This is a genomic window from Mesorhizobium sp. CNPSo 4670 (assembly GCF_057784235.1).
Map to the genome: position 1 here is coordinate 141,046 of NZ_JBWJFQ010000008.1, position 25,649 is coordinate 166,694.

The window sequence follows — 25,649 nt, forward strand, 5'->3', positions numbered from 1 at the left end:
CTTCGATCGTCAAGCGGGAGAGAATTCCATGAACGGCGCCGATGTGCTGTGTGACGTGCTTCTGGCCAATGATGTGACGGTCTGCTTCGCCAATCCCGGTACATCCGAAATGCATTTCGTCGCAGCGCTTGACCGGAAACCTCAGATGCGTTGCGTGCTCGGCCTGTTCGAGGGCGTGGTGACCGGTGCCGCCGATGGCTATGCGCGGATGACCGATCGGCCGGCAGCGACGCTGCTGCATACCGGCCCCGGTTTGGCCAACGGCCTGGCCAACATGCACAATGCCCGGCGCGCGCTCAGCCCGATGATCAACATTGTCGGCGACCATGCATCCTATCATTTGCCGCTCGATGCTCCGCTGACCAGCGATATCGAGAGCCTTGCGGCACCGATGTCGAACTGGGTGCGCCGCATCGCTGGCCCAGACGATGTTGCGCCGGCGACCGAGGCGGCCTTCCGCGCCTCGCTGACGCCTCCCGGCGTAACCACCCTGATCCTGCCGGCGGATGCCGCCTGGGGCGAAGTCGGCGCCGCCTCGATCGGCAAGGTGACGCTGGCGCCATCGCCCACCGTCGATATGGACGCCGTGCGCACGGTCGCGGCAGCCATCCGTACCGCCCCGGGTCGGGCCGGCATCATCGTTAGCGGGCAGGCCGCGCGAGCCGATGCGCTTGCCGTCGCCGGGCAGATTTCGACGGGCAGCGATGTCCGTCTGTTCAGCGAAGTGCTGATCGCCCGGATGCAACGCGGGCGCGGGCGTGTGGCGCCGACGCGCATTCCCTATCCGATCGATGCGGCGACAGCGCTGCTCAGGGATATCGATGTTCTGGTGCTGGTCGGCGCGCGGGAGCCGGTTGCCTTCTTCGCCTATCCGGGAAAGCCGGGACGGCTTGTTCGGGAAGGTTGCCAAGTGCTGACGCTGGCCGCTCATGGCGAGGATCTCAATGCGGCTCTGGAAGCGCTCCGCGACGAACTCGGTATCAAGCCGTCGCAACAGCCGGTGTTCGCAACCGCCTTTCCCGACGAGGCAACGCCGAGCGGCAAACTGACGGAAGACGCGATCGCGGTGTCGGTGGCGCGCAAGCTGCCGGCCGATGCGATCGTCTGCGACGAGGCGGTCACCTCGGCACGGCGTTTCTTCGCGCTGTCGGCCTTTGCCGCCCCGCACGACTACATGATGACCACAGGCGGATCGATCGGTGGAGGCATTCCGCTTGCTACCGGGGCGGCGATCGCCTGTCCGAACCGCAAGGTGATCAATCTGGAGGCCGACGGCAGTGGCATGTACACGGTGCAGGGGCTGTGGACGCAGGCCAGGGAAAATCTAGACGTGGTGACGATCGTCTTTTCCAACCGGACCTATGCGATCCTGCATGGCGAGATGCGCAATGTCGGTGTTGGCGCGATCGGCGAGAACGCCAGGCGCATGCTCGATCTCGACCAGCCGTCGCTGGACTGGGTCTGCCTGGCCAAAGGCATGGGCGTGGAGGCGGCTCGCGCCGATACCTGCGAGCGGTTCGACGCGCTGCTGGAGAGCGCCTTGTCGCGGCGCGGACCGTTCCTTATCGAAGCAGTGCTCTGAACACAGTCAAGGCGAAACAAACCTACCAGCGGGTCTTTTCGCCGGGAGCCGCCGGTTCGATCGCCAGGGCATGCACGCCGGCCTTCAGTTCGTCGGCAAGCAATTCGTTGACGGCGCGGTGGCGGTCGATACGGCTCATCCCGGCAAAGGCCGAAGAGACGACGCGGACGCGAAAATGTGTCTCGCCGGTGCCATCATAGGCGCCGTGATGGTCGGAGCCGTGATGGTGATGGCCGGCATGGAGATGGCTCTCGTTGATGATGACCAGCCGGTCCGGCGAAAAAGCCTTGTTGAGCTTGTCTTCCATGGTTGCCTGTATGGACATCGCCGTCTCCCTTCACCACATATGGCTGGCGCAGCAGCCGGCAAAACCAAAATCGGTCTCGCAAAAGCCGCTGCCGTGCAACAAAATCCGCCATTCGCCTGCTTTATGCCGCGATTCAGCGGTTAGGGCGATCATCGCGAAAATGTCAATTCTTGTTTCGCATTTGCGAACGCCCCATAAATGGGTGAGATGAAGCCGTATCCCAAATATTTCGAGAAGATTCGCATCCGCCCGGAAAAGGATGCGGAGCTGAAGTCGCACTCGCCGATCTGCCAGTGGGACGGCTGCAAGGAAGCGGGCACCCATCGTGCGCCCGTCGGGCGCATGAAGGAGGGCGAGTATTTCCGCTTCTGCTTCGACCACGTGCGCGAGTACAACAAGGGCTTCAACTATTTCTCCGGCGTGCCGGACACCGAGGTCGCGCGCTTCCAGAAGGAAGCCATGACCGGCCACCGGCCGACCTGGAAGATGGGCGTCAACGGCGCCTCGACGCGTTCGTCGCCGGATGTGGCCCAGATGCGCTCGGGCCGCGCCGGCTACTATAATCGCATGCGCGACCCATTCGACCTGTTCAAGGGGCCAAAGGATCCGCGCGAGGCGCGCGAGCGCAAGGCCAAGCCGCTTGAGGCCAAGGCGCTGGAAACGCTTGGCCTTGATACAAAGGCGACTGGCAAGGAGATCAAGGCGCGCTATAAGGAACTGGTGAAGCGTCACCATCCGGATGCGAATGGTGGCGACCGAGGTTCGGAAGACCGGTTCCGCGATGTGCTGCAGGCCTATCGCGTGCTCAAACAGGCGGGCCTGTGCTGAGCGACCATACGGTTCGTGTCGTTTTCCAACTTTCATAAGGTTGGAAAAGGCTCTAAGACCGCCCCCGGACAAAATCGATTGCCGGCGAAATCAGGCTTTTCGCCCGTGGAGACGTTGAGAGATATGAACAAGGTCGATCGCGACATCGCCAACCTGCCCGACACGACGGTGTCGGTGAAGGAGAAATTCGGGTTCGAATCCAAGATGGTGGTGCCGGCCTATTCGGTGACCAGCGAGCATGTGCCCGACATCGATCCGGACTATCTGTTCGACAAGAACACGACGATGGCGATCCTTGCCGGCTTCGCCTACAACCGCCGAGTCATGGTGTCGGGCTATCACGGCACCGGCAAGTCGACCCATATCGAACAGGTCGCAGCCCGCCTCAACTGGCCTTGCGTGCGCGTCAACCTCGACAGCCATGTCAGCCGTATCGATCTCGTCGGCAAGGATGCGATCGTCGTCAAGGACGGCTTGCAGATCACCGAATTCCGCGACGGCATCCTGCCCTGGGCCTACCAGCACAATGTGGCGCTGTGCTTCGACGAGTATGACGCCGGCCGCCCGGACGTGATGTTCGTCATCCAGCGCGTGCTGGAATCGTCGGGCCGGCTGACGCTGCTCGACCAGAGCCGTGTCATTCGTCCGCATCCGGCCTTCCGGCTGTTCTCGACCGCCAACACGGTGGGCCTCGGCGATACGACCGGCCTCTACCACGGCACCCAGCAGATCAACCAGGCGCAGATGGACCGCTGGTCGATCGTCACCACGCTGAACTACCTGCCGCACGACAATGAAGTGAACATCGTGCTGGCCAAGGCCAAGCACTATCGCGACGGCAAGGGCAAGGACATCGTCAACAAGATGGTGCGCGTCGCCGACATGACGCGCTCGGCCTTCATCAATGGCGATCTGTCGACCGTGATGAGCCCGCGTACCGTCATCACCTGGGCCGAGAATGCCGAGATCTTCGGCAATATCGGCATGGCGTTCCGGCTGACCTTCCTCAACAAGTGCGACGAGCTGGAGCGTTCGGTGGTTGCCGAGTTCTACCAGCGCGCGTTTGGCGAGGATCTGCCGGAAAGCGCCGCCAACGTCGTGCTGGGATGACACCGCTCTATGGGAACAACCCGCCGGACGTTCCTGTGGAGTTTTTCAATCCTGAGCTTTGGTATCTGTCAGGCGGCTATGGCCCAGAACGAACCATTCAAACCTGGGCAGACTTGGACTTACCGTGGAGCGACACCGGTATCATCGCGGGTGATCATAGGCGCGGTCGATAATTTGGAGGGCGAAAGCCAGCCGATCGTTTCGATTTCAGTCACTGATGCGCCAATACCTAATGATGGAAAGCAGCTACAAACCATTCCTCACCTCCCTGTAGCCGCCAGCGTACTGAAAGAAAGTGTGGTTGAACTTGAGGGGATTGGTCCGATTCCTGATGGCTTTGACCACGGATACAGTCTGTGGAGACAGGCATATGACAGTGGGAAAGGAGGCTACTTTACAATCTCGGTGGAAGAGATTGTCGGCCTCCTACGCACTCAGCTTGGCCAACAGCCAGCGGTGAAATAGAGATAGATAATGGCGGGTCCGGGCGACAATACGCGCAACAAGTCGAAGACGGGGTCTGAAGCCGACAGCTTCAAGCGCGCCGTCACCGTCTGCATGCGCGCCATCGCCGGCGACAAGGAGCTCGAAGTCGGCTTCGCCAAGGACCGGCCGGCACTTGCCGGCAGCCGCGCCCGGCTGCCCGAACTGCCGAAGAAGGCGTCCAAGGCCGACATCGCCATCACCCGCGGCCTTGGCGATTCCATGGCGCTGAAGCGCGCCTGCCATGACGTGCGCATCCACACCAAGCTGGCGCCCGAAGGCAAGCAGGCCCGCGCCGTCTACGACGCGGTCGAGCAGGCCCGTGTCGAGGCGATCGGCAGCCGCGCCATGCAAGGCGTCGCCGACAACATCGGCTCGATGCTCGAGGACAAATACGCCAAGGCCAACCTCGTCGACGTCAAGGACAAGGCCGACGCGCCGATCGAGGAAGCACTGGCGCTGATGGTGCGCGAGAAGCTGACCGGCCGCCCGATCCCGAAGAGCGGCGAACGACTGGTCGAGCTGTGGCGGCCCTGGGTCGAGGAAAAGGCCAGCGCCGACCTCGACGGTCTCTCGGCCAAGCTCGACGACCAACAGGCCTTCGCCCGCGTCGTTCGCGAGATGCTCGCCTCCATGGAAATGGCGGAGGAACTCGGCGACGACCAGGAGACGGAAGATTCCGAGGACAATGACGACAACCAGCCGCAAGGCGAGGAGCAGAGCGAGGAGGGCGGCGAAGAGGATTCCGGCTCCGAGCAGTCGCAGTCCGAGGATGCCGAGGCGTCCGCCGATGATGAGCAGTCGGCCGAGACCGAAGCCTCCGACGCCACCGCCGACGACCTGTCCGACGATGACGATGCGGATGCCGAGACGCCCGGCGAGGCGCGCCGCAACGACAATCCCTTTACCAATCTGCCGAAGGAAATCGACTACAAGGTCTTCACCCCGGCCTTCGACGAGACGGTCGGTGCCGAGGAGCTTTGCGAAGAGGAAGAGCTCGACCGGCTGCGCGCCTTCCTCGACAAGCAGCTTGCCAATCTGTCCGGCGTCGTCGGGCGGCTGGCCAACCGGCTGCAGCGGCGGCTGATGGCGCAGCAGAACCGGTCGTGGGATTTCGACCTGGAAGAAGGTTACCTCGACCCGGCGCGCTTGGTGCGCGTCGTCATCGACCCGATGCAGCCTTTGTCCTTCAAGCAGGAACGCGACACCAAATTCCGCGACACGGTGGTGACGCTGGTGCTGGACAACTCCGGCTCGATGCGCGGCCGGCCGATCACGGTCGCCGCCACCTGCGCCGACATCCTGGCGCGCACGCTGGAACGCTGCGGCGTCTCGGTCGAGATCCTCGGCTTCACCACGCGAGCCTGGAAAGGCGGGCAGGCGCGCGAGAAGTGGCTGAAGGACGGCAAGCCGCCGAACCCCGGCCGGCTCAACGATCTGCGCCACATCATCTACAAATCCGCCGATCATCCGTGGCGGCGGGCACGGCGCAACCTTGGCCTGATGATGCGCGAGGGCCTGCTCAAGGAAAATATCGACGGCGAGGCGCTGCTGTGGGCGCACAACCGGCTGATTGCCCGGCCGGAACAGCGCAAGATCCTGATGATGATCTCGGACGGCGCGCCGGTCGACGATTCGACGCTGTCGGTCAATCCGGGCAATTATCTCGAGCGTCATCTGCGCGCCGTCATCGAACTGATCGAGACGCGCTCGCCGGTGGAGTTGCTGGCCATCGGCATCGGCCATGACGTCACCCGCTATTACAGGCGCGCCGTCACCATCGTCGATGCCGAGGAACTGGCCGGCGCCATGACCGAGCAACTGGCCTCGCTGTTCGCCGAGGAAAGCGCGCGCGACACGCGGCGCGGCGGCATGCGGCGCGCCGGATGATCTTTTCGCGCGGCGGCTTCCAGCAGACGCTATTCGCCGCCATGTCCCTGCTTGCCGGCGTGGCTTCGGCACAAGCCGGATCGGCCGACACGACTTCGGTCGAACCGGTCCAAATCTCGGCCCGTCCGATCACCGAATTCCAAATTGGCCGCGCCGACAAACAGTTCGGCCCATTCGAATTTGTCGGCGGGCTGGAAATGACCTCGCCGACGCGCGATTTCGGGGCGCTGTCGGCCTTCCGCTTTCTCAAAGGCGGCAGCGATTTCATCGGCGTTGCCGACACCGGCTTCTGGTTCTTCGGAACGGTGGTCCGCGACGCCGACAAGCGGCCGTCCGGCATCCAGGATTTCCGCATCCAGCAGATGGTCGACGTGGCGGGGCGGGCGATAGACGAAAAGTGGGAGGTCGACGCCGAAGGCCTCGCCGTCAAGGACGGTATCGCCACTGTCGGCTTCGAGCGCAGTCATCACGTCGCCCAGTTCAAGATCGATCCCAACGATATGAAGGCGCCGTTCAAGCAGCTGGATTTCCTGGTGCCGGCCCGGGAACTGCGCCAGAACCGCGGTTTCGAGACCGTCACCCACGCCAATGCCAACGGCCAGCATGAGGGCGGGCTGGTCGTCGTCTCCGAAAAGAGCCTCGACAAGGCCGGAAACATCTACGCCGCCATCATCGAAGGGCCGCACAAGGGCGTGTTCACCGTCAAGCGCAACGGCGACTTCGACATCACCGACGGCGCCTTCCTGCCGGATGGCGACCTGCTGTTGCTGGAGCGCAGCTTCTCGATGGCCCGCGGCGTCAAGATGCGGCTGCGGCGTATCTATGGCGAAAGCGTCGAGAAGGGCGCCGTCGCCGACGGGCCGGTGCTGCTGGAGGCCGACATGGGCTACCAGATCGACAATATGGAAGGGCTCGACGTCTGGACCCGCGACGACGGCGCGTTGATGGTGTCGCTGATCTCCGACGACAACCACTCGATCCTGCAGCGCAACCTCTATCTGGAATTCATCCTGCATCAGGATTGAACAACGCCTCACCAGCTGACACTCGCCAACAATTTTCGATGACGCGATTGATCTGCTCCGCTTTCATCCTGCCAAGTCCTTGACACTCAACGGTTTTCCAAGCGGCGCGTTCGCGCGTCAAAATACTTTAGTCTAGACTTGACAATTAACGGCGACCCCGCAATACTCAAGTCCATGCTTAACTATTCCGAGATCGACAGCATCTTGCGGGCTCTGGTCGAGCCCACCCGCCGCCAGATCCTGGAAAAATTGAGCCGCGGACCGGCCACCGTCAGCCAGCTGGCGGAACCGTTCGGGATGACGTTCGCCGCCGTGCTGCAACATCTGCAGGTGCTGGAAGCCTGCGGGCTGATCCGCAGCGAAAAGATCGGACGGGTGCGTACCTGCCGGATCGAACCGGGCGGGCTTGCCCCGCTCGCAGACTGGATTGCTGAACGCCGCATACCGGCGGAACGTCACCTCGACCGTCTTGGCCAGATCCTGGCCGAAACAGATCAATCGCCCCCGAAAGTTCAAGATCAGGGAAAGGACGAACAGACATGAACCAGATCGCCCCCGTGAAAGACGAGCATTCCGTCATCCACTCCACGTTCACCATCGAGCGGACCTATCCGCAATCGCCTGCCCAAGTCTTCCATGCCTTCGCCGACAAGGCGACGGTGCGGCGCTGGCGGATCGATGGCGATGGTTTTGCCATCGCCGAATTCAGCTTCGACTTCCGCGTCGGCGGCGGCGAGGTGTCGCGATTCAGTTATGCCGGCGGTCCGGAGATCAGGCTCGACGCGCAGTTCCAGGACATCGTTGCCGACCAGCGCATTGTGTTCTCCTACAGGATGGCGATCGGGCCCCAGCCAATGTCGGCATCCCTCACCACTGTCGAGCTGACCCCCTCGGGTAGTGGCACGCGGCTGACCTATACCGAGCAGGGCGCGTTTTTCGACGGTGTCGATTCCGCGAAAGGGCGGGAAGAGGGGACACGCGGGCTGTTGGAAGCTCTTGCCGCGGAACTCCAGAAGTCGAGGTAGACCGGACCGCGGCCCGGCTCGCTCAGGATCGTCGGCCGTTGGTTGCGATCCAGATGACATGGCGGGCGCCACGCTTGCCGTTGGCGCGCGTGTTGACCTCCTCGACCACGAAGCCTGCCTGCTTCAGCCGCCGGGTGAAGCCGCTGTCGGGGCCTTGCGACCACACCGCCAGGATACCGCCCGGCCTGAGGGCCGTGCGCGCGGCTCCCAGCCCCCGCAGGCTGTAAAGCGCATCGTTGGATTTGTGGACGATGCCTTGCGGGCCGTTGTCGACATCGAGCAGGATGGCGTCCCAGGCAGCCGGCTCCGACCGTATCAACTGGCCGACGTCGGCCTCCTCGACAGTGACGCGCGGATCGTCGAGGCAGCCGCCAAATACCTCGGCCATCGGGCCGCGTGCCCAGGCGACGACTGCCGGCACCAGCTCCGCAACGACGATGCCGGCATCATTGCCGAGTTCGGCGAGGGCGGCGCGCAAGGTAAAACCCATGCCGAGCCCGCCGATCAGCATCCTCGGCTGCCGATGGTCGGCAATCCTTTGGCAAGACAGTTTTGCCAGCGCTTGCTCGGAGCCGCTGAGGCGGCTGTTCATGAGCTCGTTGGTGCCGAGCATGATCGAGAATTCGGAACCGCGCCGCTTGAGGCGAAGCTCTTGTCCGCCGTCGGGTGTCTTCGCAGAGTCGAGCTGGACCCAGGGAATCACGGTCTTTCTTTCTGTTTGGCCGTGACCTTATCCGAAACGGCCTAGACCGCGACAGCCGGCTGGCTCCAGCGGGCGGCGAGAAGCCGGTAGGGGATGAGCGCCACAATGGCGATGATCAGCTTCACACTGAGGTCGCCGAGAGCCCAGGAGATCCAGCGCATGGCGTCGACATGGAACACACCCATCAGTGGTGCGGTTTCGAGCGCGAAACTGTCGTTGGGACCAGCGAAGGCGAAAGCGGCCGAGAAAGCGACGGTAAAGAACACGGCGGTGTCGAACACCGAGCCGACCAGTGTGCCGACGATCGGCGCCCGCCACCAGCTCTGCCGGCGCAGCCGGTTGAACACGGTGACGTCGAGCAATTGCGCACAGAGGAACGCCGCACCTGACGCCGCGGCGATGCGCACCAGCCGGTCGGCGGCGGTCTCGAATTCGATCAGGCCGTGGCGGAACAGGAAGGGCGGGACGAGGATCGAGCAGATGACGGCAGTCATGAAGCCGACAAAGACGATTCTGCGCGCCACGGCAGGCCCATAGCGGCGGTTGGCGAGATCGGTGACCAGGAACGAGAAGGGATAGGTGAAGGCGCCCCAGGTCAAAAGGTCGGCCAGCGACAGGCCGCCGATTTGCCCCTGCATCGGGAACTGCACGAGAATGTTCGATGCCACGACGACAAGTGCCATGGCGGCCACGAAGGGCAGGTATCGCGAGAAGGAACTCATTTTTTTATCCTGGGTAATGGAACCAGCGGAGCGTTATTCCGAAACCGAATCACGCTCGCTTTGTTTGAGCATCGGAAGCCACTTTGAAAGGCTTGGATCCGATGCCCAAGGCGGTCGTCCCCCGCCTTTAAACGATGTTAGGCAGCAGGCTGATCGGCAAGCTTCTTGGCGATCTGCTTCTTCAACAGACGCGCGCGCTGCGACAGTTCCTTGACGTCGGCCTTGGCCAGGAAGGCATCCAGACCGCCGCGATGTTCGACCGAACGCAGGGCGTTGGCCGAAATGCGCAGGCGCACGTTCTGGTTCAGCGCTTCCGAGATCAGCGTCACATTGACGAGGTTCGGCAGGAAGCGACGCTTGGTCTTGTTGTTGGCGTGGCTCACATTGTTGCCGGACATGACTGCCTTGGCAGTGAGTTCGCAGGTGCGGGACATAGTTCTAACCTTCAGTTCTCGGGTCTGCCAAACCTTTATGCCCACGCCGGGTGGCGCGCGGTTATGGTCAGGCGGCCTTATGGAAAAAGTTGGCGTTCCATAGTTGCATTTCGCCGGTGCGTCAAGCTCCGGCATGCCCACGGACGCGCCCGGCATTTCATATTAAGGCCGGAATTCATCCTATAAGCGGTCTGACAGGGACATGCCAGCCCGGAGTTGCCCGCCTCCGGCCAAGAATCAAGGACCCGATGCCGCCATGCTTCGTTCCTCTCACGCCCTTGCTGCCGTGCTCGCCATTGCCTTGCCGTCCGCCGCCGCAGCTGCCTCGCCGCAGTCATTCAAGGGCGAGTACATCGTGTCGTTCCTTGGTCTTTCGATAGCGAAATCAACGTTTTCCAGCCACTATGAGAACGGCGCCTACGCGATCGAAGGCAGCGTCAGGGCTGCCGGTCTCGCCAGGCTGTTCGACGATACCCAGGGTACGGTCTCGTCCAAGGGCACGATCTCGGGCAAGAAGATGGTGCCGCAGGCGTTTCGTGCCGATTACACCTCCGGCAAGAAGGCATCGGTGGTCGATATCCGCTTTGCCAATGGCACAGTCACCTCGACGCAGGTCATCCCGGCGCCGGACAAGCGCGATCCCAAGAGCTGGGTGCCGATTGGCACCGGCGACCTGGCATCGGTGCTCGATCCGATGGCCGCCACGGTCATCCACGCCGACAGCCTAGACCAGGTCTGCGGCCGCACGGTGAAATTCTATGATGGCGAGATGCGCGCCGATCTGACGCTGACCTACGCGTCGAAAGGCACGATCTCGGTGCCGGGTTACAAGGGCGATACCATCACCTGCCGGATGGGCTTCGATCCGGTGGCGGGCTATCGCAAGGGCCGCAAGGCGCTCAACTACCTGAAGGACCGCAGCCGCATGATGGTGACGTTTGCGCCGCTCGGCCAAACCGGCGTATATGCGCCGATCCACGCCACGGTTGGAACGCAGATCGGCACCTTGACCATCAGCGCCAGGCGTTTCGAAGCGGTACAATAGGTCAGGCGCGCCACCGGAACAGAATGGGGCGCGCCACTGGAGACAGAATGGGGCGCGCGACACTCATCGGCTTTTCGGCGGTCGCCATGTGGGCGCTGCTGGCGCTGCTCACGGATGCCTCCGGCCAGGTGCCGCCGTTCCTGCTGTCGGCGATCACGTTCTCGATCGGCACCGGAGTCGGGCTTGTCGCGCGGCTGGTCATGCCGGCCGCCGACAAGAGCCAGAAGATACCGCCGCAGGTTTGGCTGATCGGCATTGCCGGCCTGTTCGGCTACCACTTCTTCTACTTCACCGCGTTGCGCAATGCGCCGGCGGTTGAGGCGAGCCTGATCGCCTATCTGTGGCCGTTGCTGATCGTACTTGGCTCGGCGCTGATGCCGGGTGAGCGCCTGGCCTGGAACCATGTCGTCGGCGCGCTGCTCGGCCTTGCCGGCACCGTGCTTATCGTCACCAAGGGCGGCGGCCTCGCCTTCGACGCCCGCTACGCCTTCGGCTATGCCATGGCCGCCGTCTGTGCGGTGCTGTGGTCGTCCTATTCGCTTCTGTCGCGGCGCTTCCCGTCGGTGCCGACCAGCATCGTCACCTGGTTCTGCGCCGCCACCGCGGTGCTGTCGCTCGCTTGCCATCTGACGCTGGAACAGACCGTGCTGCCGAACGGTGCCGGCCAGTGGCTGGCCGTGCTCGGGCTTGGCCTGATGCCTGTCGGCGCGGCCTTCTACGCCTGGGATATCGGCGTCAAACGCGGCAACATCCAGGTGCTCGGCGCGGCAAGCTATGCGGCGCCGCTATTGTCGACGCTGGTGCTGATCGCGGCCGGCGTCGCCGAGCCGTCGCTGCGCGTCCTCGCGGCCTGTGTGCTCATCACCGGCGGGGCGGCGCTGGCGGCAAAATCGCTGTTCCTGCGCAAGCCGGTCGTGACCGAAAGCGGAGCCAAGGCATGACGATGCCGTTTGCAGGCGGCATCGACGCCAATGCCAATGCGACGTTGATCTTTTCGCTGGTGGCGGCGGTGATCTACGCCTTCACATCAGGCATGCCGCCGACGCTCGCCCGCTCGGCGGCAAAGACACTCGCCGTGGCGATGCTTGCCGTGCTGGCGGCGCTGCAAGGCGGCCCGCCGCTGCTGGTCATCGCCCTTACGCTCAGTGCCGTTGGCGATGCCTTCCTGTCGCGCGACGGCGAAAGGGCCTTTCTCGGCGGGCTGGCCAGTTTCCTCGTGGCCCACATCGTCTATGTCGCGTTGTTCCTGCGCAGTGGCGGTGGCCTGGAATTGCTTGGCGCTGAGTCGTGGCGCGGGGCGATTGCGCTGGCAATGGCGGCGTTCGCGATCGTCATGCTGGCGGCGCTCTGGCGGCGTGTCGGTCCCGGCCTGCGCATTCCGATCGTCGCCTATGTCGCGGCCATCCTCGCCATGGGCGTTTCGGCACTGACGACGGGCAGCGTCTCGATTGTCGGCGGCGCGCTGCTGTTCATGGCATCGGACGGGTTGCTCGCCGCGGAAAAATTCCTGGCGGCCGCCATCTCGCCGCACCGCGTCTGGATGCGTTTGGCCGTCTGGGGTCTCTACTACGCCGCCCAACTCGCGATCACCCTAGGATTCCTGCTGAGCTAGGGGTTCTTGCTGAGTTGGGGTTGTTTCGGCTGCCAGCCGGGCTCTGCCAATTCGAAGGTGGCGAACTCAAAGCCTGGAGCGACTGTGCAGCCGACCAGCGTCCATTCGCCCAGGCTGCGCGCCGATTGCCACCAGCCTGCCGGGACGACGACCTGCGGCCGCTCGCCCGCCGCCAGGTCGATGCCGAGCACCTGCTCGAACACGGCGCCATCTTCCTCACTCATCGACAACGCCAGCGGGGCTCCGGCGTGGAAATGCCAGACCTCGGTGGCGTCCTTGACCCGGTGCCAGGCCGAAACCTGGTGCTGTTCCAAAAGGAAATATATCGCGGTCGAATGGCCGCGCGCGCCGCCGGCGCCGTCGCGAAACGTCTCCGCATACCAGCCACCTTCCGGATGCGGCTTCAGGCCGAGGATCGCGATGATTTCGGCTGCGCTGGTCATGGGTTCCGGACCATCCTGTGCTTAGAAATTATCCTTGCGTTTGCGGATTTCGGCGAACACCTCGGCGTCCGAGGCCTTCTCCAGCCCAAGATGCTTGCGGATCGCCGGGTCGTGCCAGCGCAGGAACGGATTGGTCGACAGTTCCTCGCCGATCGTCGTCGGCAGCGTCGGCTTGTTGTCGGCCCGCAACGCCTCGATCTTGGCGGCACGTTCCTTCAACGCCGAATTGGTCGGGTCGACGGTCAGCGCGAAACGGGCGTTGGAGAGCGTGTACTCGTGGCCGCAATAGATGACGGTCGCGGCGGGAAGCGCTGCAAGCTTTTTCAGCGACTCGTACATCACCGGCGGCTTGCATTCGAACAGCCGCCCGCAGCCCAGCGCAAACAGCGTGTCGGCGGTGAACGCTACCTTCGATGCCGGCAAGTAGTAGGAGACGTGGCCGGCGGTATGGCCAGGCGTGGCGATCACCTCGATGCGTTCATCGCCGAGATGAACGACCGAACCGTCTTCGACGGTTTCGTCGATGCCGGGGATCTTGGCCTTTTCCGCTTCCGGGCCGATGATGCGCAGCTTGAAGCGCTCCTTCAGCGCCAGATTGGCCTCGACATGATCGACATGGTGATGCGTGGTCAGGATCGTCGTCGGCGTCCAGCCGGTGCGCTTGAGCGCGGCCAGGATCGGCGCTTCCTCGGGCGCATCGATGATCGCGGTCTGGCCGCTTTTGGGGTCATGCACCAGCACGCCGAAATTGTCGCTGCGGCACATGAACTGTTCGATTTCGACCGGCATCGCATCTCTCCATTGTCGCCGCAGACATAGGGCGCCAAGGCGCCGATGTCATCCCGGAATGTCGACCTCGTCGAGGCCTTTTGTTGAAACCCGCCGATATCACGGCTACATCCCTCGCATGCATTCCGACATCGTCGATCTTCGCTCCTTCTATTCGACAACGCTCGGCCGGTTCGCCGAGCGCTCGATCACCATGGCGCTGTCGTCGATCTGGGCGGCCGTGCCCAATGAGCGGCTGGTCGGCCTCGGCTACACCTTGCCGTGGCTGGAGCGCTTCGGCACCGATGCCGAGCGGGTCTTCGCCTTCATGCCGGCAACGCAAGGCGCCGTGGTGTGGCCGGCGACGGGGCCGACGGCGACGGCATTGGTCTTCGACGAGGAACTGCCGCTGGTCGATTCCTGCATCGACCGCATGCTGCTGGTCCATTCGCTCGAACATGTCGAAAATCCGCGCGAAACGCTGAACGAGATCTGGCGGGTGCTGTCGCCGGCTGGCCGCGTCGTCATCGTCGTGCCCAACCGGCGTGGCGTCTGGGCGCGCTTCGAGCATACGCCGTTCGGCAATGGCCGGCCGTTCTCGCGCGGCCAGCTCACCGAACTGCTGCGCGAGACGAATTTCACGCCGGCAGCCTGGTCCGATGCGCTGTTCTTCCCGCCATCGCGGCGGCGCTTCATGATGCGCTTCCAGAACGTGCTGGAACGCGCCGGCCGGCGGCTGTGGCCGATCTTTTCCGGTGTCATCGTCGTCGAGGCGCAGAAGCGGCTCTATCAAGGCGTTCCGGTCGCCCAGCGTGCCTCGCGTCGCGTCTTCGTGCCGGTGCTGTCGCCGCATGGCGCCACGCGGCTCGGCCGTCAGAATGAGGCCGGGGATGCCAGGCCATCGGCTGCGGGGGTGACGGCTTCGTGATCGCGACAAGAACGCCTGGGGCCTTGTCCCACCCTATCTGTCGCAAGGGGGCTCGCAGCCCATTTGAACGACGGATCCGATCAATTCTCTCCATCCGGTTTCAGCACTGAACGCAAGGACCTCAGCTATGGCTGATCAACTGGACAATGCAGCCACGGTTCAGCCGGCTGCCATGGCGGTCGAAGCCAGCAGCCTGCGTGATCAGGTGGCGACGATCAGGCAAGCGCTGACGGGATCACCGGTTCGCAGCTGGTTGCTCTGGACATCGGTCGGCATCATGGCCGTCATCATCGCAACGTCGATCGGCCAGGTCCTGCTCAACCGCTGGAACCAGCCTTTCTACGATGCGCTTGCGCGCCGCGACATGGCGGCCTTCCTGCACCAGCTTTTCGTCTTTGCGGCAATCGCCGGCGGACTTCTAGTGCTCAATATCGGCCAGACCTGGCTCAACCAGATGATCAGGCTGAAGCTGCGCGAGGCGCTGACGCTGGATCTGATCGACCAGTGGATGCGGCCAGCGCGGGCCTTCCGTCTTGCCAATGCCGGCGCCATCGGCGTCAATCCCGATCAGCGCATGCAGCAGGACGCCGCGCATTTGTCCGACCTGTCGACCGATCTCGGGGTCGGCCTGCTGCAGTCGTGCATCCTGCTCGTGTCCTTTGTCGGCGTGTTGTGGGAACTGTCTTCGGGCTTCGTGTTCCATGTCGGCGGCACCTCCCTGGCCATACCGGGCTACATGGTCTGGGCCGCCATCCTTTACGCCGGCACCGCGTCCTGGCTGAGCTGGCTGGTCGGGCGACCGCTGATCCGCCTCAACAGCGACCGCTACACACGCGAAGCCGAGCTGCGCTCATCGATGGTGCGCGTCAACGAGAATGTCGATGCCATCGCGCTGTACCACGGCGAGGCCGATGCCAGGCGACGGCTCGGGCTTGACCTCAGCACGGTGCTGGGCGCCATGCGCCGCATCTACACCGCCCAGATCAACCTGTCCTGGGTGACCGACACCTATGGCTGGATCACCGTCGTGGCACCCATCCTGGTCGCCTCGCCAGTCTATTTCTCGGGCGAAATCAGCTTTGGCGGGCTGATGATGGCGGTCGGCGCCTTCAATCAGGTTCACTCTTCGTTGCGCTGGTTCATCAATAACATCGGCAGCATCGCCGACTGGCGTGCCACGCTGATGCGCGTCGCCGACTTCCGCATCGCGCTCAATGAGACCGATGTGCTGCACGACAAGGAAAGGCGCATTGCCTTCGGCGAGAACGCCAATGGCAGCCTGACTTTCGAGAAGCTTGAAGTGGCCTCGCGGGACGGCTGCACCAAACTTGCCGACCAGCATGTCGAAATCCGCCCCGGCGAGCGCGTCATGATCACCGGCGACCCGGGCGCCGGCAAGACGTTGTTCTTCCGCGCCATTGCCGGCCTGTGGCCATGGGGGGGCGGGCGGATCGGCCTGCCGGCGGGAGAAAATCCCATATTCGTGCCGCGCGTCCCGTATTTCCCGACCGGTACGCTGCGCGAGGTTCTGGACCACCCGAACGGACCTGCGCCGGCGAGCGACGCCGACATTTCGGCGGTGCTTGCCGAAGTCGGGCTTGGACGGCTGTCATCCTCACTCGATCGCAGCGCGCGCTGGGAGCATGAGCTGGGCGATGACGAACAGCGTTCGCTTGCCTTCGCCAGGCTGGCCTTGCGGCAGCCGAAGTGGGTGATCATCGACGAAGCCCTGGACGCGTTCGACGGACCCTCGCTGCGGCGCGTGCTGTCGACACTGGAGAAGCGCTTGCCCGGGACCGCGATCCTCAACATCGGACGCGGCCTGCACAACAATCAGTTCTTTCCGCGCGCGTTGACGATCGTCAAGGATACCGGCGCGCAGGCGCTGAAACCCGTCCGCGTCAGGGCCGGTGCGATCGACCCGCCGCCGGCGACCGCCCGCCGCAAGAAATAGGCTGTTTTCCCGGGGCTACGGGCTCCAAGCTTTATTTTGCCGTGATCGCGAAGGAAGATTTCCCAAAGAAACAACCCTGGCGTCGGCCATGCTTGATGCTTTGCGCCTGCTTGCCTGTCTTGCCTGTGCCCAGGCTACTCCCGTCGCTCCGCCGCCGGATGCGCTGGCGGTCGATGTCGAACTGGTGCTGGCGGTCGACATTTCGCTGTCGATGGACGAGAAGGAGTTCGCCCTGCAGCGCGCCGGTTATGTCGAGGCGCTGCGGCACCCCGATTTCATCCAGGCGGTCCGCGCCGGCAAGACGGGTCGCATCGCGCTCGCCTATTTCGAATGGGCCGGCACGGTGCGCGACGACGCGATCATCGACTGGCAAATCATCGACAGCGCCGAGAGCGCCAACAGCTTTGCCGACAAGGTTGCGGCCCGACCGTTCCGCAGCTTCCGCGGCACCTCGATTTCCAGTGCACTGGCTTTCGGCACCGAGCTTTTCGATCGCCCTTCTTTCGAGGGCGAACGCCGCGTCATCGATATATCTGGCGATGGTCCCAACAATATCGGGCCGCCGGTCACAGCGACGCGCGATGCGGCAACCGCCAAAGGCATCGTCATCAACGGCCTGCCGATCCTGATCAATCCGTCACCAACCTTCAGCCATCTCGACCAGTATTATGCGCAGTGCGTGACCGGAGGGCCTGGTTCCTTCGTGTTGCCGATCTACGCGGCCGCCGAATTTTCGACCGCCATCCGGCGCAAGCTGATCCTCGAAGTGAGCGGCATTCAAGAGAGGACGAGGGTCATCCCCGTCGACGCTGCCGCGCCTGTCGACTGCCTGAAAGGCGAGCGGGACAGACGGTTTTTTTCGGACCCGTATTTTCCGGAACTCGACCGATAGCTTTCGTCGTAGTGACAGGGGTCAGGCCGGACGGGCCTCGAACTGCTGCCGAAACTCATCGTGAAGGTCGCGGCGCCAGCGCCGGCCATGCACATAGCCATTGATCAGTTCGGGCAGCGAGTAGCCGAGATCTTTCGACGAGCGGTTGGCCATGTAGCCCGAGAAAGCTTCCGGAATCCGGCACTTCAGAATATCGGAAATGATCTGTCGCGTGATCATGTAGGGCGGAATATGCGGGTAGGAGCGGGCAATATTCGGGTGTTTGCGCATCAGGTTCGCATAGGCTTCGACATAGCCGTGGCGGCGTCGCGAAATCGAATTCTCCGAATTGTGCTTCGTCCAGTCGATGTTCTGAGACAATTGCGCACCGAAGCGCAGGGCAAGACGCAGCAGCAATTCCCGATCTTGCATCCGGGCGATGTCGCTGTCGTAGCCGCCGATGGCTAGCAACGCCTCACGGCGGGCGGTTATTGCCGATCCTGCGATCAAGATTGTCTCCGCGACCAGCGTTCGCTCCAGCGTGGCAGAGTTAAGGAATGCATCGCGATTGATGCAATTGGTGGCGTGTCCGCCCTTCAGGGAGACATAGGAGCTGATCAGCACTTCGAGCGCGGGATCGGCATCGAACAAGGTCAGTGTCCGTTCGAGCCTGTGCGGCAGATAGACATCGTCGGAATCGAGGAACGTCACGATGGGCGCGCGCGCGCGCTCGATGCCTGCATTGCGGGCGGCATTGGCGCCTCGCCATTTCGCGCCGACATAGATCAGTCGCGGATCGCGAATGCCGGCCAGCGCCGCCGCTGTTTCGTCCGTCGAGCCATCGTCGACGACAACATGCTCGTACCTCGGCATGCTCTGGGAAAGTACACTTTCCACGGCGCGCAATACCGCCTCACGCCTGTTGTGAGTCGGCGTAATCACCGTGATGAGAGGAGCGTGCACTGTCTTCCCGGTCATACTGCGTCAGCCATTTCCAGCGCAAAAAATACGCTTCCTGCCAGATCTTTCGATCTTCAGGACGGTCAAATGGATCGAACTCCCCCTTCCATATCCCCCGTATTGGTCACGACGCTACAAAAAACAAGCGCACCTGTCACCCCACCGGGATGCTACTCAATGCGCGTGAAATGACGAATTCCAGAATCTAGCGCTTCAACTGCAACACTATTGCCGCGCGTTTTGCTTGCGAATCGCTCTTGCGATGAATGACGCGTCTAGAATCCGAATGCATTCCACTACGTAAGACGTAATCGCATCGCGGCCGGTGTTTGGGCAGATTGCCGTGGCGAGGTCGGCTGGTCGGCTTCGGTTCCAGAGGAAGTACCTGTCATGACAGCCTACGCCGTTGCCCATATGCGCCAAGCCGGGAGGGGTCCCCAACTCGTTGAATATCTCCAAAGGATCGATGCAACGCTGGCCCCTTTCGGCGGCCGTTTCCTGGTCCATGGCGGCGATGTCGAGGTCATCGAAAACACCTGGCCGGGCCACCTGATCATCATCGAATTTCCTGACAGGCAGCACGTATGCGGATGGTACAATTCGGCCGCTTACCAGGCGATACTGTCGTTGAGGACCGACAACTCGGAAGCCGATGTGATCTTCGTTGACGGCGTAGAACATCCGCATAAGGCCACGGATGTCCTTGACCCAGCGTGAAGTCGACAGGAAAAGCGCGTAGCGCTTTCCCTGAGGGAATTGCGTCCAAACAAAGAGATAGAGCAGCGAGATTACCGTTTCAGCAAGAACACCGCCTGCTGGCCGAAGAAGTTCCAGAACCACCATGGCATCGACAGGCCGATCTTCTGGCCATTGGCGTCGAGCGCGGTTGCTTTTTCCACGGTGGCGCCAAGCTCGTCGCACAGATTGACGAAGTCGCGGATGGTGCAGAAATGGATGTTGGGCGTGTCGTACCAGGAATAGGGCAGGTCCGTGGTCACCGGCATGCGGCCATTGAGGAACAGCGACATGCGGACCCGCCAATGGCCGAAATTGGGGAAGGACACGATGGCGCGATTGCCGATCCTGAGCAGTTCCTTGAGAACCAGCTTCGGGTTGCGGGTGGCCTGCAAGGTCTGCGACAGGACGACGAAGTCAAAGCCCTTGTCGGGATAGAACTCGAGATCCTTGTCGGCGTCGCCCTGAATGACGCTCAAGCCGCGTGCCACGCATTCGTTGACGCCACGCTGCGACAGTTCAAGGCCGCGGCCGTCGACCTGTTTGGTGTCCTGCAGCAATTCGAGCAGTGAGCCATCGCCCGAACCGACGTCGAGCACGCGCGACTGTGGCGGGATGAGGTTGGCGACGACTTCGAGGTCGACGCGCTGGTTGCGGGTGACGTTCATGAGGCCAGCCCTCGCGCCCGTGCCGCGGAGCCGATGAAGCCATTGATGGCGGCAAACAGTTCCGGCTCGTCGAGCAGGAAGGCGTCGTGGCCGCGATCGGTCTCGATCTCGACAAAGGACACCGACGCGCCGGCCGCATTGAGCGCATGCACGATCGAGCGGCTCTCTTCGGTCGGAAACAGCCAATCCGAGGTGAAGGACACCAGGCAGAAGCGGGTTTTCGTACCGGCGAACGCATCCGCCAGCCGGCCGCCATGGTCGGCGGCGAGGTCGAAATAATCCATCGACCGCGTCATGTAGAGATATGAATTGGCATCGAAGCGGTCGACGAAGGTCATGCCCTGGTGGCGCAGATAGCTCTCGATCTGGAAGTCGGCGTCGAAGCCGAAGGTGAGCGCCTCGCGATCCTGCAGATTGCGGCCGAACTTCCGGTGCAGGGCGGCTTCCGACAGATAGGTGATGTGGGCGGCCATGCGCGCCACCGCCAAGCCCTTTTCCGGGCGTTTGCCGTGCTCGAAATATTTGCCGCCGTGCCAGTCCGGATCGGCCATCACGGCTTGCCGGCCGACCTCATGGAAGGCGATGTTCTGCGAGGAATGGCGCGCGCCGGTGGCAATCGGCAGCGCCGAGAAGACGCGCTCCGGATAGCTCGACGCCCATTCCAGCACCTGCATGCCGCCCATCGAGCCGCCGAGGACGCAAAACAGTTTTTCGATGCCGAAATGGTCGATCAGCATCTGCTGGGCGCGCACCATGTCGCGGATGGTGATGATCGGCAGGTCGAGCCCATAGGGCTTGCCGGTGGCGGGATTGGTCGAGGCCGGGCCGGTCGAACCCAGGCAGCCGCCGATGACGTTGGAGCAGATGACGAAGAATCGGTTGGTATCGATGATCTTGCCGGGGCCGATCAGCACTTCCCACCAGCCCGGCTTGCCGGTCACCGGATTGGTGCTGCCGACATGCTGGTCGCCGGTTAGCGCATGGCAGACGAGGATGGCGTTTGAGCGGGCGTCGTTCAGCGTGCCGTAGGTCTGGTAGGCGATCTGGAACGGCGACAGCAGCGTGCCTGCATCGAGTTTGAGCGGCTTGTCGGGCCCAAAACGGAGAACCGGGCTCGACGGTTGATCAGCCTCGTTGTTGGTTTTTCCAGCGCGCAGAGCGGCCATTGCATCCATCTCACACTTTGAATTCCGCACGGTGCTTTCGAAATTCGAGGCCAATGCGGTGTCCGGCCGGCGCGGACAACAAAAAACCGGCATTGCTGTCGCAAAGCCGGTTACAGGATGCAAACGGCCCTTTAGCAAGTTGTTTAACGTGGCTGCAAGCCGACCGGCCAAATCACCACGGAATTTCGCACCTCTTCTAGGACTGTGGCGCGCCCGCGTCAACGGCCAGCCGCGGTCCGGAGATTGCCACCTCTCGACATTGCGGGCCGTGGCTTGTATTTCCGCTGCGGCTTCCAGACGGAAGCGTTCTCGACGGATTTTGCGATATGAGCCAGACACCGGACAAGGCACGTCCAACCCCGCGCGCGGGCATCATGGACATCGACGCCTATGTGCCGGGCAAGAGCACCGCGCCCGCCGGCGTCGCCAAGGTCTACAAGCTGTCGTCGAACGAGAACCCGCTGGGTCCGTCACCGAAGGCGATCGAGGCCGCGCGGGAGATTGCTGCGAAGCTCGACGTCTATCCCGACGGCACCGCCAGGCGGCTGCGTGAGGCGATCGCCGAGGTGCATGGTCTCAACGCGCAGAACATCATCTGTTCCAACGGCTCCGACGAAATTCTCGGCCTTCTGGCGCAGACCTATCTCGCTCCCGGCGACGAGGCGATTTTCACCGAACACGCTTTCATGGTCTACAAGATCTACATCCAGTCGGCCGGCGCAACTCCGGTCGCGGTCAAGGAGACCGATGAGCGTGCCGACATCGATGCGATGCTGGCCGCCGTCACGCCGCGCACGAAAATCGTATTCCTCGCCAATCCCAACAACCCGACCGGCACCTATGTGCCGTTCCAGGAAGTGCGCCGCCTGCATGCCGGCTTACCCAGAAATGTGCTTCTGGTGCTCGACGCGGCTTACGCCGAATATGTCCGCCGCAACGACTATGAAGCCGGCATCGAACTGGTCGGCGGCGCCGAGAACGTGGTGATGACCCGCACCTTCTCCAAGATCGGCCTCGGCGGGGCGCGGATCGGCTGGATGTACGCGCCGATGCACATCGTCGATGCCATCAACCGTGTGCGTGGCCCATTCAACGTCAATGCGACGGCGATCGAGGCCGGCATCGCCGCGATCCGTGACCGCGACCACGTCCAACGCAGCGTGATGCACAACGAAACGTGGCTCACATGGCTGAGCGAGGAGTTTGGCAAGCTCGGGCTGCGGGTGACGCCAAGCGTCGGCAATTTCATTCTGATCCATTTTCCCAACGACCAGAACCATTCGGCTGCCGCGGCGGACGATTATCTGACGGCGCGCGGCTATATCCTGCGGCGCGTTTCCGGCTACGGCTTTCCCAACGCGCTGCGCATGACCGTCGGCACCGAAGAGGCCAATCGCGGCGTTGTCGCTGCTCTCACGACATTCCTGAAAAGCTAGAACACCATGGCATCACCGATGTTTGAAAAGATCGCGCTGGTCGGCATCGGCCTGATCGGCTCGTCACTGGCACGCGTCATCCGTCGCGAGGGCCTCGCCCGCCACGTCGCCATCTCGACCCGCAGTGCCGCGACATTGGCGCGGGCGCAAGAGCTTGGGCTCGGCTCCTCCTACTCCACCGATGCGAAGGAAGCGGTCCGCGATGCCGATCTGGTCATCGTCTCGGTGCCGGTCGGCTCGTCGGGCGCTGTGGCCGAGGAAATCGCGCCGGCTCTGAAGCAGGGCGCGATCCTCACCGATGTCGGCTCGACCAAGGCATCGGTGATTGCGCAGATGCAGCCCTATGTGCCCGATGGCGTGCATTTCATTCCCGGCCACCCACTGGCGGGCACGGAAAAATCCGGCCCGGATGCCGGCTTCGCCGACCTGTTCGACAATCGCTGGTGCATCTTCACCCCGCTGCCCGACACCGATCCGGATGCGCTGGAAAGGCTGTCGGAATTCTGGCGCCGCTGCGGCGCCAACATCGACACCATGGATCCGCAGCATCACGACATGACGCTGGCCATCGTCTCGCACCTGCCGCACATCATCGCCTACAACATCGTCGGCACCGCCGACGATCTGCAGTCGGTGACAAAGTCCGAAGTGATCAAATATTCGGCTTCAGGTTTTCGCGATTTCACCCGTCTCGCCGCCTCGGATCCGACCATGTGGCGTGACGTCTGCCTGCACAACAAGGACGCCATCCTTGAAATGCTGGCGCGGTTCTCGGAAGATCTGGCGTCGCTGCAGCGGGCGATCCGCTGGGGCGACGGCGAAAAGCTGTTCGATCTGTTCACCCGCACCCGCGCTGTGCGCCGTTCGATCATCGAGGCCGGCCAGGACATCGACGTCCCCGATTTCGGCCGTCAGGCGGTCGAGCACCCGGCGAAGGCATAGATCGGTTCTTCAGCCTGCTGGCCAGTGGCTTTTCATCATCGCCAGCGTCTCGGCCCGATCCGGCGCGCCCAGCCTGCCGCCGAAGCGCAGGCATTTGAGCGCGGCGGCCGCACTGGCAAAGCGCAAAGCCTGCTCCACCGGCATGGCTTCCGCCAGCCCGACGGCGAAGGCGCCGTGAAAGACATCGCCGGCGGCCAGCGTGTCGACCGCCTTGATTTTTGGCGCCGAGACATGGCGCGATGATCCCGTCGCGCGATCGAACCACCAGGTTCCAGCCGCGCCGCCGGTAACCGCGACAAACGCATCGCCGCGCCGGGCAAGTGCCTCACAGGCCTGGCGCGAATCCAGTTCCGCGCCGCACAATATGCGCGCCGCCGGCTCGGAAGCCACGATATGGGAAGCCAGCGGGAGCAGCAGTTCCAGCACGTCCCTCGGCGCGGTATCGGCATCAAGGATCGCCGGCCGGCCGATGGCGTGCGCCGCCTCCAGGGCAAGCGCTGCGGCACCGGGCCAGCGGACGTCGACCAGCACGGCATCGAATGCTGAGAGGTCTGCGAGCGGCAGAGCCTCGGGATCGGCCTGGGCCTGGCTGTCGTAGAAGGGCACGATGATGCGCTCGCCATGCGCGTCGACCAGGATCGAGGCCAGAGCCGAGCGGGCGCCACTGACGCGGCGCACGAAGCTGCAATCGACCCCTTCCGCCTTGATCCCGGCGATCAACTGATCGCCGACGGAATCGTCACCGGCGCTCGCCCACAGTGATACGTCGGCGCCCAGGCGACGTGCAGCGCAGGCCGCGCTCGTCGCCATGCCCGAGGCGATCTGGACTCCGTCGGAGGCGATGAACTTGCCTTGGTGGCCGGGCAGCGTCTCGACACGCAGGATCGTATCCAGCGTCAGCGCGCCGACACTCAGCAGTCTCACGGTTTTTGCCATCGATGCGCTATTCCACCGGCTTGATCTTGCCCAGCGGAATGAAGCCGAGCGAGGCCTTGCCCTTGACCACCTTGAGCGGCATCGACGGCTGGTTGCCGAGCAGCGCCAGGCCAGCAAAGCCCTGCTCGATCTGCGTTTTTTGCTCGGGGATGGCACCGCCGAGGATCGCCGCCACGGCCTTCGGATCCTTCAGCGTGATCGTCAGGTCGGCGTCGATGAGACCATCGGCATCGACCGACAGCGGTCCGGAAACGGTGACGCGCGCCGTGCCTGACGACAGGTCGAGGTTGCGGATCTCGATCGCCTGGCCGCGCAGGCTCTTCACTTGCCTGCCGATCAGCGCGACACCATTCTTCAGCGTCACGTCGCCGCTGGCATCGAGCGCCGGCAGCACCCGTCCGCCGATCGCCTCGGCATCGATCTCGAGATCGCTGAAATTGCCGAGATAGTTGATATCCCCGCCGTTCGGCTGCAATTGGCTGTCCGCCTTGCCGGCACTGAACAGTTCGACCGGATCGGTGTCATCAGCGGGATCGGTCTGGCCGGACAGGCCCTCGGCCTGCAGTGAAATCCGCCGTGGCAGCGGCCATGACAGTTTGACGTTGGCTTGCAGGTTGTCCCAGTCGATCCACAACGGCATCATGCCCGGAACGGAGGTCCTGAGCGGACCGCGCAGATCGGCAACCGGCGACAGCGGCTGGATGATCTGGGCGACCGCATTGAAGCTGCCGGCCGAGGCCGCGATGTTCTTGGCATCGTCCTCATAGGCGAGATTGTCGCAGGAGACGGCAAAGCTCAGCGGATAGCCGCTGACCTGGAGATTGGCGCAGCCGGCCTCGACACCACTCTTGTTGAGCGCGGCAACGGCCTTGTCGGCTTCACTTCTGACCCGGTCAGCGAGATAGAACCAGCCAGCGCTGTAAATGGCGAACAACACGACGATGAACGCGGCAAGCCAGAACAGGCGGCGTCGGCGCTTCGGTTGGCGTTCGTCACTTGACGTCATGCTTTGGCTCTCGTTAACGCATGGGTGTTGCAGGCGGACTCACGATTCCGACAACAATAGGTAGACAGAG

The 25,649-nt window shown here is 63.2% G+C and carries 28 protein-coding genes and 1 riboswitch; of the genes, 16 read left to right on the top strand and 12 right to left on the bottom strand.

Annotated elements, in window-relative coordinates; all coding sequences use genetic code 11:
* Nucleotides 1-28 precede the first annotated feature (28 nt).
* Nucleotides 29-1,582 carry an acetolactate synthase large subunit gene (locus AC0ZT5_RS15745; protein ID WP_488497173.1) on the top strand — a complete coding sequence of 518 codons (1,554 nt, stop codon included), beginning with the start codon at nt 29-31 and terminating at the stop codon, nt 1,580-1,582.
* A 22-nt stretch (nt 1,583-1,604) separates the two neighbouring features.
* On the opposite strand, the gene AC0ZT5_RS15750 is transcribed toward AC0ZT5_RS15745, so the two are convergent.
* Nucleotides 1,605-1,907, bottom strand: a complete 303-nt coding sequence (locus AC0ZT5_RS15750; RefSeq protein ID WP_095084914.1) for a BolA family protein — start codon at nt 1,905-1,907, stop codon at nt 1,605-1,607.
* 180 nt (nt 1,908-2,087) lie between these two features.
* On the opposite strand from AC0ZT5_RS15750, the gene AC0ZT5_RS15755 reads away from it, so the two are divergent.
* The 7 genes from AC0ZT5_RS15755 to AC0ZT5_RS15785 all read left to right on the top strand — a co-directional run bounded on the left by AC0ZT5_RS15755 (nt 2,088) and on the right by AC0ZT5_RS15785 (nt 8,250).
* Nucleotides 2,088-2,717: a J domain-containing protein gene (locus AC0ZT5_RS15755; protein ID WP_184876143.1), complete on the top strand. Its 630-nt coding sequence runs from the start codon at nt 2,088-2,090 to the stop codon at nt 2,715-2,717.
* Nucleotides 2,718-2,840: 123 nt separating this feature from the next.
* Nucleotides 2,841-3,827 carry a cobaltochelatase subunit CobS gene (gene cobS / locus AC0ZT5_RS15760; protein ID WP_095084912.1) on the top strand — a complete coding sequence of 329 codons (987 nt, stop codon included), beginning with the start codon at nt 2,841-2,843 and terminating at the stop codon, nt 3,825-3,827.
* 9 nt (nt 3,828-3,836) lie between these two features.
* Entirely contained in the window at nt 3,837-4,292 is a 456-nt protein-coding gene (locus tag AC0ZT5_RS15765; protein WP_488497174.1) for a hypothetical protein, read from the top strand.
* Between the two features lie 9 nt (nt 4,293-4,301).
* Entirely contained in the window at nt 4,302-6,200 is a 1,899-nt protein-coding gene (cobT, locus tag AC0ZT5_RS15770) for a cobaltochelatase subunit CobT (RefSeq protein WP_488497175.1), read from the top strand.
* Nucleotides 6,197-7,225, top strand: coding sequence for an esterase-like activity of phytase family protein (locus AC0ZT5_RS15775; RefSeq protein WP_488497176.1), 1,029 nt, complete (start codon nt 6,197-6,199; stop codon nt 7,223-7,225). The genes cobT and AC0ZT5_RS15775 overlap by 4 nt, the downstream gene beginning before the upstream one ends.
* A gap of 174 nt (nt 7,226-7,399) precedes the next feature.
* Complete coding sequence (locus tag AC0ZT5_RS15780; protein ID WP_488497177.1) at nt 7,400-7,768, top strand: ArsR/SmtB family transcription factor; 369 nt, start codon at nt 7,400-7,402, stop codon at nt 7,766-7,768.
* Nucleotides 7,765-8,250 carry an SRPBCC family protein gene (locus tag AC0ZT5_RS15785; protein ID WP_488497178.1) on the top strand — a complete coding sequence of 162 codons (486 nt, stop codon included), beginning with the start codon at nt 7,765-7,767 and terminating at the stop codon, nt 8,248-8,250. The genes AC0ZT5_RS15780 and AC0ZT5_RS15785 overlap by 4 nt, the downstream gene beginning before the upstream one ends.
* Before the next feature lie 22 nt (nt 8,251-8,272).
* On the opposite strand, the gene AC0ZT5_RS15790 is transcribed toward AC0ZT5_RS15785, so the two are convergent.
* The 3 genes from AC0ZT5_RS15790 to rpmB all read right to left on the bottom strand — a co-directional run bounded on the left by AC0ZT5_RS15790 (nt 8,273) and on the right by rpmB (nt 10,109).
* Entirely contained in the window at nt 8,273-8,953 is a 681-nt protein-coding gene (locus tag AC0ZT5_RS15790) for a spermidine synthase (RefSeq protein ID WP_488497179.1), read from the bottom strand.
* 41 nt (nt 8,954-8,994) lie between these two features.
* Complete coding sequence (locus AC0ZT5_RS15795) at nt 8,995-9,675, bottom strand: queuosine precursor transporter (RefSeq protein ID WP_095084906.1); 681 nt, start codon at nt 9,673-9,675, stop codon at nt 8,995-8,997.
* Nucleotides 9,676-9,812: 137 nt separating this feature from the next.
* Nucleotides 9,813-10,109: a 50S ribosomal protein L28 gene (gene rpmB, locus AC0ZT5_RS15800; RefSeq protein ID WP_091585249.1), complete on the bottom strand. Its 297-nt coding sequence runs from the start codon at nt 10,107-10,109 to the stop codon at nt 9,813-9,815.
* Nucleotides 10,110-10,365: 256 nt separating this feature from the next.
* Here rpmB and AC0ZT5_RS15805 point away from each other — a divergent pair, with 256 nt between their 5' ends.
* Genes AC0ZT5_RS15805 through AC0ZT5_RS15815 form a run of 3 tightly spaced genes read left to right on the top strand, consistent with a single transcriptional unit; the run spans nt 10,366 to nt 12,766 of the window.
* A complete protein-coding gene (locus AC0ZT5_RS15805) occupies nt 10,366-11,154 on the top strand; it encodes a DUF3108 domain-containing protein (protein WP_488497180.1) in 789 nt (262 codons plus the stop codon).
* Nucleotides 11,155-11,201: 47 nt separating this feature from the next.
* On the top strand, nt 11,202-12,095 hold the full coding sequence (yddG, locus tag AC0ZT5_RS15810; protein ID WP_488497181.1) for an aromatic amino acid exporter YddG: 894 nt from the start codon (nt 11,202-11,204) through the stop codon (nt 12,093-12,095).
* The gene (locus tag AC0ZT5_RS15815; protein ID WP_488497182.1) at nt 12,092-12,766 is read left to right on the top strand and encodes a lysoplasmalogenase; all 675 of its coding nucleotides are present in this window, start codon (nt 12,092-12,094) and stop codon (nt 12,764-12,766) included. Before yddG ends, AC0ZT5_RS15815 begins: the two co-directional genes overlap by 4 nt.
* Here AC0ZT5_RS15815 and AC0ZT5_RS15820 read toward each other — a convergent pair.
* Nucleotides 12,763-13,209, bottom strand: a complete 447-nt coding sequence (locus AC0ZT5_RS15820) for a cupin domain-containing protein (protein ID WP_488497183.1) — start codon at nt 13,207-13,209, stop codon at nt 12,763-12,765. The two genes, AC0ZT5_RS15815 and AC0ZT5_RS15820, sit on opposite strands and share 4 nt — an antisense overlap.
* Before the next feature lie 21 nt (nt 13,210-13,230).
* Complete coding sequence (gloB, locus tag AC0ZT5_RS15825) at nt 13,231-13,998, bottom strand: hydroxyacylglutathione hydrolase (protein WP_488497184.1); 768 nt, start codon at nt 13,996-13,998, stop codon at nt 13,231-13,233.
* A gap of 118 nt (nt 13,999-14,116) precedes the next feature.
* On the opposite strand from gloB, the gene AC0ZT5_RS15830 reads away from it, so the two are divergent.
* The 3 genes from AC0ZT5_RS15830 to AC0ZT5_RS15840 all read left to right on the top strand — a co-directional run bounded on the left by AC0ZT5_RS15830 (nt 14,117) and on the right by AC0ZT5_RS15840 (nt 17,751).
* Nucleotides 14,117-14,905, top strand: coding sequence for a class I SAM-dependent methyltransferase (locus AC0ZT5_RS15830; protein ID WP_477289998.1), 789 nt, complete (start codon nt 14,117-14,119; stop codon nt 14,903-14,905).
* A 127-nt stretch (nt 14,906-15,032) separates the two neighbouring features.
* On the top strand, nt 15,033-16,859 hold the full coding sequence (locus AC0ZT5_RS15835; RefSeq protein ID WP_488497185.1) for an ABC transporter ATP-binding protein/permease: 1,827 nt from the start codon (nt 15,033-15,035) through the stop codon (nt 16,857-16,859).
* Between the two features lie 88 nt (nt 16,860-16,947).
* Complete coding sequence (locus tag AC0ZT5_RS15840) at nt 16,948-17,751, top strand: DUF1194 domain-containing protein (protein WP_477289996.1); 804 nt, start codon at nt 16,948-16,950, stop codon at nt 17,749-17,751.
* Between the two features lie 21 nt (nt 17,752-17,772).
* Here AC0ZT5_RS15840 and AC0ZT5_RS15845 read toward each other — a convergent pair whose 3' ends face one another.
* The 4 genes from AC0ZT5_RS15845 to metX form a co-directional block, all read right to left on the bottom strand.
* Nucleotides 17,773-18,708, bottom strand: a complete 936-nt coding sequence (locus AC0ZT5_RS15845; protein ID WP_488497186.1) for a glycosyltransferase family 2 protein — start codon at nt 18,706-18,708, stop codon at nt 17,773-17,775.
* Between the two features lie 207 nt (nt 18,709-18,915).
* Nucleotides 18,916-19,533, bottom strand: a complete 618-nt coding sequence (locus tag AC0ZT5_RS15850) for a hypothetical protein (protein WP_488497187.1) — start codon at nt 19,531-19,533, stop codon at nt 18,916-18,918.
* A complete protein-coding gene (gene metW / locus AC0ZT5_RS15855; RefSeq protein ID WP_095084894.1) occupies nt 19,479-20,093 on the bottom strand; it encodes a methionine biosynthesis protein MetW in 615 nt (204 codons plus the stop codon). Before metW ends, AC0ZT5_RS15850 begins: the two co-directional genes overlap by 55 nt.
* Entirely contained in the window at nt 20,090-21,259 is a 1,170-nt protein-coding gene (gene metX, locus AC0ZT5_RS15860; protein ID WP_457153179.1) for a homoserine O-acetyltransferase MetX, read from the bottom strand. The genes metW and metX overlap by 4 nt, the downstream gene beginning before the upstream one ends.
* Nucleotides 21,260-21,370: 111 nt before the next feature.
* Nucleotides 21,371-21,448, bottom strand: a riboswitch (SAM riboswitch).
* Between the two features lie 137 nt (nt 21,449-21,585).
* On the opposite strand from metX, the gene hisC reads away from it, so the two are divergent.
* Nucleotides 21,586-22,695 (top strand): histidinol-phosphate transaminase, encoded by a 1,110-nt coding sequence (gene hisC / locus AC0ZT5_RS15865; protein WP_488497188.1) that lies wholly within the window; start codon nt 21,586-21,588, stop codon nt 22,693-22,695.
* A gap of 6 nt (nt 22,696-22,701) precedes the next feature.
* Entirely contained in the window at nt 22,702-23,637 is a 936-nt protein-coding gene (locus tag AC0ZT5_RS15870; RefSeq protein ID WP_488497189.1) for a prephenate/arogenate dehydrogenase family protein, read from the top strand.
* A 9-nt stretch (nt 23,638-23,646) separates the two neighbouring features.
* Here AC0ZT5_RS15870 and AC0ZT5_RS15875 read toward each other — a convergent pair whose 3' ends face one another.
* Nucleotides 23,647-24,573: a sugar kinase gene (locus tag AC0ZT5_RS15875; protein WP_488497190.1), complete on the bottom strand. Its 927-nt coding sequence runs from the start codon at nt 24,571-24,573 to the stop codon at nt 23,647-23,649.
* Between the two features lie 7 nt (nt 24,574-24,580).
* A complete protein-coding gene (locus AC0ZT5_RS15880; RefSeq protein ID WP_488497191.1) occupies nt 24,581-25,579 on the bottom strand; it encodes a DUF2125 domain-containing protein in 999 nt (332 codons plus the stop codon).
* Nucleotides 25,580-25,649: the final 70 nt, after the last annotated feature.

Excerpts from the sequence above, each read along its gene's own strand:
- AC0ZT5_RS15840 (WP_477289996.1), top strand. The coding sequence starts at position 16,948 with ATGCTTGATGCTTTGCGCCTGCTTGCCTGTCTTGCCTGTGCCCAGGCT.
- AC0ZT5_RS15815 (WP_488497182.1), top strand. The coding sequence starts at position 12,092 with ATGACGATGCCGTTTGCAGGCGGCATCGACGCCAATGCCAATGCGACG.
- yddG (WP_488497181.1), top strand. The coding sequence starts at position 11,202 with ATGGGGCGCGCGACACTCATCGGCTTTTCGGCGGTCGCCATGTGGGCG.
- AC0ZT5_RS15830 (WP_477289998.1), top strand. The coding sequence starts at position 14,117 with ATGCATTCCGACATCGTCGATCTTCGCTCCTTCTATTCGACAACGCTC.
- AC0ZT5_RS15805 (WP_488497180.1), top strand. The coding sequence starts at position 10,366 with ATGCTTCGTTCCTCTCACGCCCTTGCTGCCGTGCTCGCCATTGCCTTG.
- AC0ZT5_RS15780 (WP_488497177.1), top strand. The coding sequence starts at position 7,400 with ATGCTTAACTATTCCGAGATCGACAGCATCTTGCGGGCTCTGGTCGAG.
- cobS (WP_095084912.1), top strand. The coding sequence starts at position 2,841 with ATGAACAAGGTCGATCGCGACATCGCCAACCTGCCCGACACGACGGTG.
- AC0ZT5_RS15845 (WP_488497186.1), bottom strand. The coding sequence starts at position 18,708 with ATGACCGGGAAGACAGTGCACGCTCCTCTCATCACGGTGATTACGCCG.
- AC0ZT5_RS15850 (WP_488497187.1), bottom strand. The coding sequence starts at position 19,533 with ATGGTGGTTCTGGAACTTCTTCGGCCAGCAGGCGGTGTTCTTGCTGAA.
- AC0ZT5_RS15880 (WP_488497191.1), bottom strand. The coding sequence starts at position 25,579 with ATGACGTCAAGTGACGAACGCCAACCGAAGCGCCGACGCCGCCTGTTC.
- AC0ZT5_RS15765 (WP_488497174.1), top strand. The coding sequence starts at position 3,837 with ATGGGAACAACCCGCCGGACGTTCCTGTGGAGTTTTTCAATCCTGAGC.
- rpmB (WP_091585249.1), bottom strand. The coding sequence starts at position 10,109 with ATGTCCCGCACCTGCGAACTCACTGCCAAGGCAGTCATGTCCGGCAAC.
- metW (WP_095084894.1), bottom strand. The coding sequence starts at position 20,093 with ATGAACGTCACCCGCAACCAGCGCGTCGACCTCGAAGTCGTCGCCAAC.
- AC0ZT5_RS15875 (WP_488497190.1), bottom strand. The coding sequence starts at position 24,573 with ATGGCAAAAACCGTGAGACTGCTGAGTGTCGGCGCGCTGACGCTGGAT.
- cobT (WP_488497175.1), top strand. The coding sequence starts at position 4,302 with ATGGCGGGTCCGGGCGACAATACGCGCAACAAGTCGAAGACGGGGTCT.
- AC0ZT5_RS15775 (WP_488497176.1), top strand. The coding sequence starts at position 6,197 with ATGATCTTTTCGCGCGGCGGCTTCCAGCAGACGCTATTCGCCGCCATG.
- AC0ZT5_RS15745 (WP_488497173.1), top strand. The coding sequence starts at position 29 with ATGAACGGCGCCGATGTGCTGTGTGACGTGCTTCTGGCCAATGATGTG.
- hisC (WP_488497188.1), top strand. The coding sequence starts at position 21,586 with ATGAGCCAGACACCGGACAAGGCACGTCCAACCCCGCGCGCGGGCATC.
- metX (WP_457153179.1), bottom strand. The coding sequence starts at position 21,259 with ATGGCCGCTCTGCGCGCTGGAAAAACCAACAACGAGGCTGATCAACCG.
- AC0ZT5_RS15750 (WP_095084914.1), bottom strand. The coding sequence starts at position 1,907 with ATGTCCATACAGGCAACCATGGAAGACAAGCTCAACAAGGCTTTTTCG.
- AC0ZT5_RS15755 (WP_184876143.1), top strand. The coding sequence starts at position 2,088 with ATGGGTGAGATGAAGCCGTATCCCAAATATTTCGAGAAGATTCGCATC.
- AC0ZT5_RS15785 (WP_488497178.1), top strand. The coding sequence starts at position 7,765 with ATGAACCAGATCGCCCCCGTGAAAGACGAGCATTCCGTCATCCACTCC.
- AC0ZT5_RS15870 (WP_488497189.1), top strand. The coding sequence starts at position 22,702 with ATGGCATCACCGATGTTTGAAAAGATCGCGCTGGTCGGCATCGGCCTG.
- AC0ZT5_RS15835 (WP_488497185.1), top strand. The coding sequence starts at position 15,033 with ATGGCTGATCAACTGGACAATGCAGCCACGGTTCAGCCGGCTGCCATG.
- AC0ZT5_RS15795 (WP_095084906.1), bottom strand. The coding sequence starts at position 9,675 with ATGAGTTCCTTCTCGCGATACCTGCCCTTCGTGGCCGCCATGGCACTT.
- AC0ZT5_RS15820 (WP_488497183.1), bottom strand. The coding sequence starts at position 13,209 with ATGACCAGCGCAGCCGAAATCATCGCGATCCTCGGCCTGAAGCCGCAT.
- gloB (WP_488497184.1), bottom strand. The coding sequence starts at position 13,998 with ATGCCGGTCGAAATCGAACAGTTCATGTGCCGCAGCGACAATTTCGGC.